The following is a 12,608-nucleotide window of genomic DNA, read 5'->3' as shown; positions in this document are numbered from 1 at the left end:
TATAGAAAATGAAGGTGAAGCATGTGTGGAAGATGAAGCATATTCAAGAGCCGCTGCAAACGGCGGGCCTGCTTGGGAAAATGGTCTGGAAATCCGGTCCGCGTCTGATGATTTGCATGGTTATCTTCATGTTGATCGAAGCCGGAGCACCTTTAATCCAATTGTACGCTTCAAAGCAAATGATCGACGGCATTGTCGAGCAGGAAGCGGTCATCTATGCGGAAATATGGGCTGTCATTTATGCGGGAAGCCTGGTCATGATCAGTGTCGTTAAATCATTGGAAAAATGGGTGAAGGCCATGCTTTCTGAGAGGTCGATGATCACAGTCAACAGTTTGTTAATCGACGCTTTTGACCGCATTCCGGGGATGCGTTTTTTTGAGGATCCAAAGTACAGGGACCGGCTGGAAACACTGCGGGATCGCTCGACATGGCTTCCTTCCCAATTCATTAATATCAGTTCGAACTTGGTGACAGCCGTTATGTCTTTGGCGGGCGTTGTTTTGATTATTGCCTATCTGTCGCCCGTTCTTGCTGTCATCCTTATTTTATCTACCGCTCCATTCGCTTTTGTCCATAATCATTACAATGAAATGGAGTGGGAATATCACAAGGATTACGCCCCTGTCAGAAGGAGGGCCGCATATGCGCGCCACATTCTGCTCGGGAGACGATCCGCCAAAGAAGTACGCCTGTTTGGCCTGGGGTCTTTCTTTCTTGATTTATATCAATCTGCTTTTAAAGGCTTATATTCTGTGCTGCGGAATATTCAAGTCAGAAGCGCGCGCTGGTCGGTTTTAACGGGTTTCTTATCGGGGGCGGGGACGGGTTTGGGGTACTTTTGGATTCTGTCCCAATCCCATTCAAGCAGTTTTTCTGTGGGGGATATATCGTTGTACTTAGGGGCTGTGTTCCAATTATCAACGGCTCTCCGGGATATCGCCAAGGAAGGTGCAGATACGTTGGATATATGGAGAATGGGAAGAGACTTTTTTCTTTTTATGAACGCCGAAAAGGATATCAGGCTTCCTTCCAATGGAGAATCTCTCGGGGACGCAGGACCGCTGGCAGTCGAATTCAAAAATGTCATCTTCCGTTATCCTTTCAGAGAAGCGGCTGCCGGCTCCCGGGGAAATGAAGCTGATGTGAATGAGGAAGATTTGGATATGCTTGATGAGCTCGAGGATGAAGAGATGCGGGAACACGACGAGTACCCTGAACCGAATGACATGCACACAGGCGATGTTCTAAATCGAATCAGCTTTTCAGTATCACCGGGAGAAAGAATTGCCATTGTAGGGGCGAATGGATCGGGGAAAACAACGCTCATCAAACTGCTCTGTCGTTTTTATGAATATGATGAGGGTGAGATTAAAGTGAACGGCAAAGACATCCGCAAGATCGATCTTCAAGAGCTGAGAAACAAGATGGCGGTCGTGTTTCAGGAATTTGGTAAGTACGAATTGTCACTCCGGTACAATATCGCGGTAGGCCGAACGGAAGCTTTAGGTGATGAAGAAAAACTTCGCGCCGCCGCCCGGTCCGCTAAGCTGGAACCAATCATCGAAGAGTTGCCTGAAGGGCTGGAAACAATGATCGGCCCTGAATGGGGGGGCACCGATTTTTCGGGAGGCCAATGGCAGCGGATTGCTTTAGCCAGATCGTTTATGAAAGATGCCGGACTTGTCATCTTGGACGAGCCGGCCGCATCTTTGGATATTCGGGCTGAGTATGATATTTTCCGGCAATTTCACAGCTTCACAGAGGGAAAAACGGTGATCATGATTTCCCATCGGTTCAGTACGGTAAAAATGGCTGACCGCATACTGGTTTTGAAAAACGGAAGAATCGCGGAAGAGGGAAGCCATCAGGAACTTATGGACAAAAACGGGGAATACAGCAGAATGTTCCGCATGCAGGCCAAATCGTTTCAGGGGAAGGATGAGGTATATTGCTGAAGTTTTGTTCCTTTTTCAAAAAGCTGCCTCAAACCGCTTCCATCATCTTTTATGGTTTATCGTTGTTTTGGCGCTGCGATCCTTTTAAGTCGGCTGTTCTATTTTTAATTACACTGCTGAATGCAATGCTCGGACCGCTCCTAGTCTGGCTGAGTGCAGAGGTGATCGATGAGATTGCACGGGCGCCGTTTGAGCTGTCTTCTTGGAATGCGCTGGTTTGGGCGGCCTTTGCATACATTGCTTTTACGCTGATCGTAGATGCCCTTCAGCCTGTGGCTGAAATGCAGAAAAGGCTCCTTACCGCCAAGCTCGAAGCTTATCTTGATGAAATGCTCATGAAAAAGGCAATTTCCATTCCTGATATCGCGGCTTTTGAAGACGCATCTTTTCATACCAATACACAAATCATCCGCTATAATGAATATTTTGTCACGATGTGGGTTTCCATCGTGTCTCAAACCTTCGGCGGAATGGTGATGATTGCAGCCAGCAGTTTACTGATCGGCATGTCTGCACCGTGGGTGCCGCTGCTGTTTCTCATATTGGCTGTTCCTAAACTGTACTGGGAGGCGAAATTAAACAACGCGACCTTTGAAGGACGGAAAGAGGTTCAGGAACTGAGACGGCGCGCGGAATATTATGCAGGTGTCCCTCTCATGTCTGAAACAGCCGGAGAGGTCAAGATATACAATCTTGTTCCTTTTTTTAAATCTTTTTATAAAAACACCTCGATGGAGCTCCTCCATACGCTGTCCAACGATCAAAAAAAACTGGCGCTGTATCAGCTGTTCTGGTCGGTATTACAATCTTTGGCCGCAGGTGCCGTTCTGATTTACATCGTTCACCAGGCTTTTTATGGTCGGTTGTCCATCGGGGATGTGATGCTGTTTATCGGAGCCGCGGTTCAGTTCAACGAAGGAATCAATGAAATGTTCGCTGCGTTTGCGATCGGTGCAAGAGAAACGAGGCACCTGGGAAATGTTCATTCTTTTTTAAACAGCAAAAATGCCATGGAAAATGGGGAAATCGCGCCAGCTGCTCAAAAGGAAAAAGGATTTACATGTGATCAAGTGGAATTTTCTTATGATGGAACCAAAACGGTTCTTGATATTCATAAGCTCGATATTCCATTGAATAAGACGACCGTTCTCGTGGGAGAAAACGGATCAGGCAAAAGCACACTCGTTAAATTGCTCCTGCGCTATTTTGATCCTAATCAAGGCACGATCTCTTATAATGGTTTACCGCTTTATAAGTATGATATTGAACATTACCGGTCAAATGCCGCGGCTGTGTTTCAGGATTTTTTACGGTACGAAATGACATTGAAATACAATATCGGCTTGGGCGACATTTCTTCTTGCACCGACTTGGCTAAAATAAAAAGTGCTTCGGCCTTCGGCGGAGTGGATCAGTTTTTACATAAGCTTGAAGACGGTTATGAAACAGAGCTTGGCAGACTGTTCGGCGGCAGGAATTTGTCGGGGGGAGAATGGCAGCGGATCGCCATATCCCGCGCATTTATGCGTGATGAGTCTGCCGACATTTTGATATTCGATGAACCCTCCTCTGCGCTGGATGTGTTTATTGAGGAAGAGATATTTGATAAGCTGCAAAAGCTGACGCAAGGCAAAACAGTCATTATTGTCTCGCACCGGTTAAGCACGGCCCGTTTTGCCGATCACATCGTATTTTTAGAAAAAGGAAGGGTAGCGGAGGCCGGCACCCATCAAGAATTGATGAAAAATCAGGCCCAGTATGCAGAGCTGTATCGCCTGCAGGCTGAAAAATACGCGCAGTAAAGGAGAAAACAATGAGCAATATAGAAGAACTACGTCTGTTTCGAAAAGAAAATATTGAATGGCTGCAGACTTGGTTTGAGGATGCAGAAGTGAAAAGGCGGCTGGAAGGGATGATGCCGCTTGACGAGTGGTTCAATTTTGCAGACGGGAATGAAAACTACCGGGTATGGGCGGCTTTAGAGGACGGCAAGCCTGTCGGCGTTGTCATGGTTGAAGTTGAGGAGGACTTGACCGGGAACATTGCCCTTGTAGTCGATCCGTTTTTGCGCGGAGGGGGATATGGAAAAGCGCTCATCAAAAGGACGATGGCATTGCCGGAAATGAGCCGGATCAACAAATGGTTTGCCGGAATTGAAGAGGATAACGAGAGGTGCTTAGCGTGCTTCCGATCCGTTGGATATTCATTAGAACATGAACAGCCGGACGAGGACGGCTACTACTCTCTTATTTATTTCCCGGAATCTTAAATAAGGAGCATAAGAAGATGAACTTGATCAAATGGATTGTGGTTTCCGTTATTTCAGTCGCCTTTTTTCAGCCGGCATCAGCCGCTCTATTAAAAGAAAAAGACGACTACACTATTCTTGTATATATGATTGGTTCTGACATGGAAAGCGATTTTCATATGGCAAGCGATGACATTCAGGAAATGATGGATGCGCGTTCATCTTCAAACGTCAATGTCGTTCTTCAGACAGGAGGAGCAAAAAAATGGGCGAACCCGTCGATCAGTCACAAGGTGAATCAGAGGTGGAAAGTCGAACATCAGAAGCTGGCGCCCCTCGAAAATATCGGGAAGACAAATATGGACAGTCCCGGCTCCGTCACAGATTTTATCACATGGGGAGTCAAAACATACCCGGCTAAAAAATATGTATTGATCTTCTGGGGGCATGGGCTTGGCTCCGTTGACGGCTACGGGGGAGACGAAAACTTCGGCAATAAAAAAATGAAAATAAGCGAGCTCCAGTCGGGAATCAAAAAGGCCTATGAACATACGAAGCAAAAGTTTGATTTAATCGGTTTTGACAACTGTAAAATGGCCGGGATTGAAACGGCATATGCCTTGAGGGATTATGGAAAGTACATGCTGGCTTCAGTCGACTATACGAATCAAAACGGCTGGGATTACAAATATGCGCTGCAGTCTGTTCAAGACGACCCTTCAATCGATCCGAAAGAGCTTGGCAGGGAAATCGCGGCAGGCTACATAAAGCAGTCAAAAGAAAACGGTGAAACAGAAGACCTGCAGCAGTCTTTAATTCAATTGAACCGCGTCAAAGACGCTGTCGATGCCATCGACAGGTTGAGCTTAAGCATGAACCGGGCATTGAAAGAGCCGGATGGAAAGCGCCTGCTTCACTACGCACGTCTCGCTGCCGAAGATTATGCAGATGAATCGGATATGGTTGATTTGGCCGATCTGTCAAGCTTGATCGGCCAGCAGATCGGAGCTGAGAAAGAAGCGAAAGAGGTCGTAAAATCCGTCAAAAAGGCTGTCATCATGAACATCAAGTCTCCTGAGCACCCGAGAGGAAGCGGCATGTCCGTTTATTATCCGGCCAGAGACAACCAAAAGCGGTTTGCGGAAAAATCAAAAATATACAACCTGCTTGATTTCAGCGGCCGGTATCAAACATTTATCAAAGATTACTCCCATTCAGCATTTAACTTTGATCTATAATGGTGTCTCTTACAGCAAAAAAAGCGCCGGCGGAACAACCGGCACTTTTTTATCGGCTCATGTGCTTTCGAATCAATGGAAGTCCGTAAATGATGAAAGCGGCGACATGGGCGATGACAACGTTGAGAATAAAGAGTACGATCATGAGAGAGTGTCCTGTAGGAGAAAGGCTGCTGGTCATGTAGAAAAAGAAGAAGACCCACATTAAAATGATTGGCGGAATAGAAGAAATTGCGACCTTTTTGTTGTCCAGCCATAAAAATAAAGGAGTGGCGCTTGCGATCAGCAAGTAAGCGAAAAACATATCCATGCGTTTTCAGCCCCTTTCAATAATGATAGCGCTGCCAAAAAAGCGGAATGAAACGACAATTGTGTCTAATTGGAGAATATTTTGTGAACATTCTGTTACATTTATTATACCACGTTCTTCGAAAAATGATACATACTGGAAAGCATTTTCCGCTCCAACTATCGGCTCAATTTTCGCGGCGATTCAATAGGACATAAAGGATGAAGGAGAGAAAATGCGTGGAGGAAATTGATCCTGCAAAAGTTAGCCAAGACCGCGCGTTCCCTATACGAAACCGGCAGGATTCCGGAAACGAAGAGGAAGTGACAGGCTGGACCGCACGATAAGGCCGCAGCCCCCTTGGATCAACGACTTTTTCTAAACAAAAAAGGCTCTCGGCATTTGGCGCCGAGAGCCTCTTATTTGTCTAAAAAATAAAGTGGGCGCACAGTACGATGACAGGCAGCGTAATCAGCGTCCGAACGAGAAAAATCAAGACGAGGTCAAGGAATGTCACCGGAATTTTGGAACCGAGCAAAAGACCGCCGACTTCCGACATGTAGATTAATTGTGTAACCGATACACAGGCGATGATGAACCTGGTCATTTCACTTTCAATCCCGCTTCCGAGCACAGACGGAAGGAACATGTCGGCGAACCCGACGACAAGCGTTTGTGAGGCCTCGGCGGCTTCAGGAACCTGGAGCAGTTCGAGCAGGGGAATGAACGGCAGCCCGAGCCATTTGAAAACAGGTGTATATTCAGCGACAATCAGTGCGGCTGTGCCGAGCGCCATGACGACGGGAGCGACGCCCATCCACATATCGAGCACGTTTTTGGCTCCGTCCTGCAAGAAATCTTTGACGCTTGTATTTTGTTTTGCTTTTGCGACAGCCCGGCTGAGTCCCCATTGGAATGGAGTGTATCCTTCGGGAATCTCCTCTTGATCCTGATCCGCTTGGTCTGTAATATAAGTATCAGCCTTTCTTGATAAAGGCGGAATCCGCGGGCTGATCACTGCGGCTGCGGCACCCGCCAGCAATATCGTCAAATAAAACGGAACGAACATATGGGCAAGGTCAACCTGTGAAATAATCACGAGGCAAAACGTGATGGAGACGACTGAGAAAGTCGTGCCGATGACGGCGGCCTCACGCTTCGTGTAGAACCCTTCTTCATACTGTTTGCTTGTCAGGAGCACGCCGATCGTGCCGTCGCCGAGCCATGAGGCCATACAATCGATCGATGACCGTCCCGGCAGCTTAAAGACAGGTCTCATCAGCTTTTTCATCAAAGCGCCGCACAGCTCAAGCAAGCCGAAGTTCAACAGAAACGGCAGAAACAGGCCTGCAAATAAAAAGACGGAGAAGAGAACGGGCAGCAAGCTGAATAATAATGTTCCGCCTGTACTCTTGGCATATACCGCTTCAGGGCCGATCTTAAAGTATGCCATCACTGCGAAAATCATGCCGAACAGGCGGACGATATACCAAAATAAAGATACATTCAGCAAGTTATAGAAAAACTCGCTTTTTTTAATGAAAGCCGGATGAAAGGTTTTGGTGATAAAGGTTAAGATAAATGTTGCGGTTACGATGACCGTCATGATTAACGGCAATTGCTGCTGAAGCAGCTTCTGCAATGCATTTGAAAAGACAGCAATTGGAATCGTTAAATTTCCTTCGATTTTAACGGGAATCATAAACAGAATAATTCCGATAAGCGAAGGGACCAAAAATTTTATGAGATCAAGCCGTTTACGCTTTTGAAGTGCTTTATCCAAATGAAAAACTCCTTATGAATTGGTGATTCTGTATCGCTTCTGCCGGAGGCAAAAGTTTAATTTTATGCAACATTACTCATTTTAATACAAATCAATCAAAAATCAATGAATTTATCACATTCGACAATAGTTGGAAAAATCCTTTAAAATAGAATAGGAATTTGTTCGCAATAAAATCGAAACATTTTATTCTTTTGTACGTCATATCATTTGTGAGGAAGCGGATGCCGTCTTCCTGGATTATTTCATCGTGTCATATTATAAGGGCGGGATTTCGAATGAGTCAGAAAAAGAATATTACAAATCCCTTTTATCAGGGGGATTTGATTTTTGTCTATATTGTCTTTTTTATCATAAGCGTTGTGGCTGTGTACGCCGCTCAGCAGTTTAATCAATATAATGAACCCTTTGCGATGAAACAGTCCCTTTACTATTTGCTGGGGGCCTTTATCATCATCGTGTTTCTTTATTTTGATTTGGAGCAGCTTGAAAAGCTCAGCTTTTATTTTTATCTGCTCGGGATTTTGATGCTGATCGTGTTAAAGTTCAGTCCGGCATATATCGGATCATACAGGTTTGCGCCGGTTATCAACGGTGCCAAAAGCTGGTTTATGCTTCCCGGGTTTACGCTGCAGCCGTCGGAATTCATGAAAATCGGGCTGATCATGTATTTGGCTTCCTTCATGTCGAAAAACGGGCCTGTCGGCAAGCGTACGTTGAAAGAAGACTGCATCTTTCTGCTGAAAATCGCCGGTATTATCATTGTTCCGTTCGGCTTGATTTTAGAACAGGATACGGGTACAGCCGGAATCGTCGCGTTTGTCATTCTTGTGATGGTATTCCTGTCGGGCGTGAACTGGAAATTGATTTCTCTCATCTTCGGAACGGGTCTTACAGTCATTGTTTTGATTTTGTTTGTCATTATCAAATTTCCCGATGTCGCGGGAGCACTCGGGGTTGAACAATACCAAATCAACCGCGTCATGACCTGGGTCAATCCGAGCGAACAGAATGCCGACGATAAAATGCAGGTCGAAAGGGCGCAGCTGGCGATCGGTTCGGGGAAAGTATTTGGAAATGGTGTAAGCGATCTTCAAGTCTATGTACCTGAGGCGCAAACAGACTTTATTTTTGCCGTCATCGGCGAGAGCTTCGGGTTTGTCGGATGCACGTTTGTTGTCATTATGTTTTTCTTCCTAATTTACCGGCTTGTCGTGCTCATAGACCGAATACATCCGTTCAGCAGGTTTGCTTCATTTTTCTGTGCGGGCTTTACCGCTTTAATTGTCATTCATACCTTTCAAAATATCGGAATGAATATCGGCATTATGCCCGTGACCGGCGTCCCGCTGCTTTTGGTCAGCTATGGAGGAAGCTCAGTCGTAGCAACCTTGATCGGCTTCGCGGTTGTCTACAATTCAAGCTGCCAGTTAACAAAGTATCAAAGCTATATGTTCAAATAACAGCCTGATGCATGCAGGCTGTTATTTTATTCACCCTTTTTCGCAATGTGAACGGTTGTTCATGTTATAATGAAAGTTAGTGCTTTTGATGAAGAAATAAGGCGGGGTACAATGGGTCAGAAGAAAAATACGACAAGTCCCTATTATCAGGGAGATTTGATTTTTATATTAGCCATGTTCTTTTTAATCAGTGTGATCGCTGTTTACGCTGCAGAGCCGTCTTTTTCACTGAAGGGCTATCCGGCAAAGCAATTGTTCTTTTATCTGCTCGGCATTTCGGTGATCGTCGGCTTTCTCTATTTTGATCTGGAGCAGCTTGAAAAATTCAGCATATACATATATCTATTCGGCATCTTGTCATTGATCGTGTTAAAGTTCAGTCCAACGTCGATCGCACCGATTATCAAAGGAGCGAAAAGCTGGTTTCAATTTGGTTCGGTCACGCTGCAGCCGTCGGAATTTATGAAAATCGGCCTGATTATGATGCTGGCTTCGGTGATTTCCAAAGCAAGTCCGAAAGGCTCGCGCTCGATGCAGGAGGATGTTCACCTTTTGCTGAAAATCGCAGGGGTATCTGCGGTTCCGGTCGGTTTGATTTTAATGCAGGACGCCGGTACGGCCGGTATCTGCATGTTCTTTGTCGCCGTTATGGTGTTTTTATCAGGTGTGAACTGGAAGCTGATTTCGATTGTGGCGGGGTCAGGAATCACCCTCGTACTGCTCGTTCTGTTTTTGGTGATCAATTTTCCGGAGTTTTCGAAGGATACGCTGCACATCCAGCAATATCAGATCAACCGGGTGATGACATGGGTCGATTCGAGCCAGCAGGACGCGAACGATACGTATCAGACCGAAAAGGCCGTTACGGCGATCGGCTCTGGAGAAATCTTCGGAACGGGTATGAACAATTTGAAAGTCTACGTTCCTGAAGGCCAAACCGATTTCATCTTTGCCGTCATCGGGGAAAGTTTCGGTTTTATTGGCTGTACTTTTGTCGTCATCCTGTTTTTCCTTTTCATTTACCGGCTTGTCGTGCTGATCGATAAGATACATCCTTATAATAAGTTTGCATCATTTTTCTGTGTTGGGTATACGGCGCTGATCGTCATCCATACATTCCAAAATATCGGAATGAACGTCGGACTGATGCCGGTTACGGGCGTTCCCCTTCTGTTCATCAGCTACGGAGGGAGCTCTGTGTTGTCTGCTTTGATCGGCTATGCGATCGTTTATAATGCCAGCTGCCAGCTGACAAAATATAAAGGGTATATGTTTAAGTAAAAAAGACAGCCGAATCAGGCTGTCTTTAATCTTGGTTTAAAAATGCGAGAGCTGCCGACACAAGAATTTTCGCCGCGTTCAGCATGCCTTTTTCATCGATATCAAACAGCGGGTGATGGTGCGGGTAAACGGCTCCAGTCTTCGGATTGCCCGCGCCGGTAAAAAAGAATGATCCAGGGACATGTTCTAGATAATAAGAGAAATCTTCGCCGATCATATTCGGTTCGAGCTCGATGACAGCTTCAAGGCCGACGATTCGTTTGGCACATTGGCGGACGATGTCCGTTTCTTTTTCATGGTTGACGACAGGCGGGTAGCCTTTTTCATAATCGAGTGAAAATGAAGCGCCGTTGCTGTCGCAGACGCCCTTGATGACGCGTTCCATCTCGGCGATGATCGTCTCTTGGACATGCTTTGAAAAGGTGCGGACCGTTCCTTCAATGACCGCTTCTTCGGCGATGACGTTAAACGCCTGGCCTGAATGAAACGTTCCGATCGACAAGACGGCTGCTTCCGTCGGATCGATTCTGCGGCTGACGATTTGCTGGAGATGGTTGACGACTGAGGCTCCTGTTATTAAAGCATCTGTCGTTAAGTGAGGCGCGCCTCCGTGTCCGCCCCGCCCGGATATCGTGACTTTAAATTTATCAGCGGCTGCCATCATCGGGCCTGATGTAACACCGACTTGACCGACGGGCATCGGAGCCCAGATGTGGGTGCCGAAAATGGCATCCACGCCTTCGAGACAGCCGGCTTCAATCATCGGTTTGGCGCCGCCTGGTGTGACCTCTTCACCGAATTGATGGATCAGCACGACATTTCCTTTCAAGTCTTTTTGATGCTTTGCCAGGGCTTTTGCGGCTGTGAGGAGAGCCGACGTGTGAGCATCGTGTCCGCAAGCGTGCATGACGCCGGGGACAGTTGACCGGTACGGAACATTTTTTTGATCCTGTAATGGCAGAGCGTCGAAATCGGCTCTCAAGGCGACCGTCTTGCCGGGGCGGCCGCCTTTAATATGACCGATGACCCCTTGGCCGCCGACATTTGTTCTCACGTCAATCCCGAGGTTTTCCAAGTAATTTGCAATGGTGCGCGGTGTATTGACCTCGCGGTGGGAAAGCTCCGGATATTGGTGAAAATGTCTCCTGAGTTCGATCATTTCCGGATATAATGCATCTAATTCTTCAATTACAGACTTCACCGTCATCTCCCTTTCCGCTTCAAAAATTGTAAGACGATTCTATCATTTTACCATATGAAATTGAATCCATCTGCAGTCCGCCAAACCGTTTTGCTTTAGGGAAAAGCAGATATTGGATATGATAAAGGTTGAGGAGGTAAAAGGATGAATAAAACGATTGAAACAATTTTAAATCACCGTTCGATCAGGTCTTTTACAGATCAGCTCCTGACCGAAGAAGAGATTCGCCTGCTTGTGGAGAGCGCTCAAAGCGCATCGACGTCCAGCTATATTCAAGCTTATTCAATCATCGGTGTCACCGACCCGGACAAGAAGCGCAAGCTTGCGGAATTGGCCGGAAATCAGCCATATGTTGAAAAAAACGGCCATCTGTTTGTATTTTGCGCAGACCTTTACCGGCATGACAAAATGGCCCGGGAAAAGGGTGTAGATATCACAGCTTCTCTTGAAGGGACGGAGACCTTTATGGTCAGCGTCATCGATGCAGCTCTTGCCGCTCAAAATATGTCAATAGCGGCCGAATCAATGGGCCTCGGCATCTGCTATATCGGCGGGATTCGCAATAACTTGAACGAAGTCTCCGGGCTTCTGGAAACACCTGAATACGTTCTGCCGCTGTTCGGGCTTGTCGTCGGCCATCCGGCCAACCTGTCGGATAAAAAGCCGCGTCTGCCGCTTGATCACATTTATCATGAAAATGCCTATCAAGCGGACGAAGCCGAGTTTAAAAAACATATGTCCGCATATGACGAAACGATTTCAAACTATTATCAAAAGCGGACAGACGGCAAACGGTCTGACAAATGGACAGACCAGATCACTGGAAGCCTCAAAAAGCCACCGCGTGCGTATATGAATGAATTCGTTAAAGGAAAAGGTTTGAACAAAAGGTAAGGAACGTCCCCTCCGACTCGGAGGGGACTTATCTTGTCAGCATGTATTGAAGGAAAAGATAAAACATCAGCCAAAAGGGAAGACTGAAAAGGATTCCGAATAAACAGCCTTTTGCAAAGCGTTCTTCTACGACTGGCGGGTGCGTTTTTTGCTTCGTCTCATTCATCAGTATTAGGAGCTCCTTTAGGTTTATCCATGATATTATTATTTCTTTTTGCGCAGGAAAAGTAAACGAAGACTTGGGGTGAAAAAG

General features: G+C 46.3%; 11 protein-coding genes. 7 read left to right on the top strand and 4 right to left on the bottom strand.

The annotated features are described in order from the left end of the window. Window positions 1-32: 32 nt before the first annotated feature. Genes CP943_RS20770 through CP943_RS20755 form a run of 4 tightly spaced genes read left to right on the top strand, consistent with a single transcriptional unit; the run spans window position 33 to window position 5,444 of the window. Window positions 33-1,958, top strand: coding sequence for an ABC transporter ATP-binding protein (locus tag CP943_RS20770; RefSeq protein WP_234026548.1), 1,926 nt, complete (start codon window positions 33-35; stop codon window positions 1,956-1,958). Next, window positions 1,952-3,760, top strand: a complete 1,809-nt coding sequence (locus tag CP943_RS20765) for an ABC transporter ATP-binding protein (RefSeq protein ID WP_105981285.1) — start codon at window positions 1,952-1,954, stop codon at window positions 3,758-3,760. Before CP943_RS20770 ends, CP943_RS20765 begins: the two co-directional genes overlap by 7 nt. A gap of 11 nt (window positions 3,761-3,771) precedes the next feature. Then, the gene (locus tag CP943_RS20760; RefSeq protein WP_095291386.1) at window positions 3,772-4,227 is read left to right on the top strand and encodes a GNAT family N-acetyltransferase; all 456 of its coding nucleotides are present in this window, start codon (window positions 3,772-3,774) and stop codon (window positions 4,225-4,227) included. Window positions 4,228-4,244: 17 nt separating this feature from the next. Continuing rightward, window positions 4,245-5,444, top strand: coding sequence for a clostripain-related cysteine peptidase (locus CP943_RS20755; RefSeq protein WP_105981284.1), 1,200 nt, complete (start codon window positions 4,245-4,247; stop codon window positions 5,442-5,444). 49 nt (window positions 5,445-5,493) lie between these two features. Here the strand turns inward: CP943_RS20755 and ywcE are convergent, their stop codons facing one another. Both ywcE and CP943_RS20740 read right to left on the bottom strand, forming a co-directional pair. Next, complete coding sequence (gene ywcE, locus CP943_RS20750; RefSeq protein ID WP_020453353.1) at window positions 5,494-5,754, bottom strand: spore morphogenesis/germination protein YwcE; 261 nt, start codon at window positions 5,752-5,754, stop codon at window positions 5,494-5,496. Window positions 5,755-6,160: 406 nt separating this feature from the next. Then, window positions 6,161-7,516, bottom strand: coding sequence for a YjiH family protein (locus CP943_RS20740; protein WP_105981283.1), 1,356 nt, complete (start codon window positions 7,514-7,516; stop codon window positions 6,161-6,163). Window positions 7,517-7,794: 278 nt separating this feature from the next. Between CP943_RS20740 and CP943_RS20735 the strand changes: the two genes are divergently transcribed. After that, window positions 7,795-8,979, top strand: a complete 1,185-nt coding sequence (locus CP943_RS20735; protein WP_023857011.1) for an FtsW/RodA/SpoVE family cell cycle protein — start codon at window positions 7,795-7,797, stop codon at window positions 8,977-8,979. Window positions 8,980-9,090: 111 nt separating this feature from the next. Then, complete coding sequence (locus CP943_RS20730; RefSeq protein ID WP_023857012.1) at window positions 9,091-10,260, top strand: FtsW/RodA/SpoVE family cell cycle protein; 1,170 nt, start codon at window positions 9,091-9,093, stop codon at window positions 10,258-10,260. A 25-nt stretch (window positions 10,261-10,285) separates the two neighbouring features. Here the strand turns inward: CP943_RS20730 and CP943_RS20725 are convergent, their stop codons facing one another. Further along, window positions 10,286-11,461 carry an amidohydrolase gene (locus tag CP943_RS20725; RefSeq protein ID WP_105981378.1) on the bottom strand — a complete coding sequence of 392 codons (1,176 nt, stop codon included), beginning with the start codon at window positions 11,459-11,461 and terminating at the stop codon, window positions 10,286-10,288. A 144-nt stretch (window positions 11,462-11,605) separates the two neighbouring features. On the opposite strand from CP943_RS20725, the gene nfsA reads away from it, so the two are divergent. After that, the gene (nfsA, locus tag CP943_RS20720) at window positions 11,606-12,355 is read left to right on the top strand and encodes an oxygen-insensitive NADPH nitroreductase (protein ID WP_025810609.1); all 750 of its coding nucleotides are present in this window, start codon (window positions 11,606-11,608) and stop codon (window positions 12,353-12,355) included. Between the two features lie 28 nt (window positions 12,356-12,383). Here nfsA and CP943_RS22550 read toward each other — a convergent pair whose 3' ends face one another. Beyond that, window positions 12,384-12,521: a hypothetical protein gene (locus CP943_RS22550; protein WP_023857015.1), complete on the bottom strand. Its 138-nt coding sequence runs from the start codon at window positions 12,519-12,521 to the stop codon at window positions 12,384-12,386. Window positions 12,522-12,608: the final 87 nt, after the last annotated feature.

Source organism: Bacillus paralicheniformis (assembly GCF_002993925.1).
Taxonomy (GTDB): Bacteria; Bacillota; Bacilli; order Bacillales; family Bacillaceae; genus Bacillus; species Bacillus paralicheniformis.
Note: the sequence above shows the minus strand (reverse complement) of the source record. Positions and strands in the feature narration are given on the sequence as shown.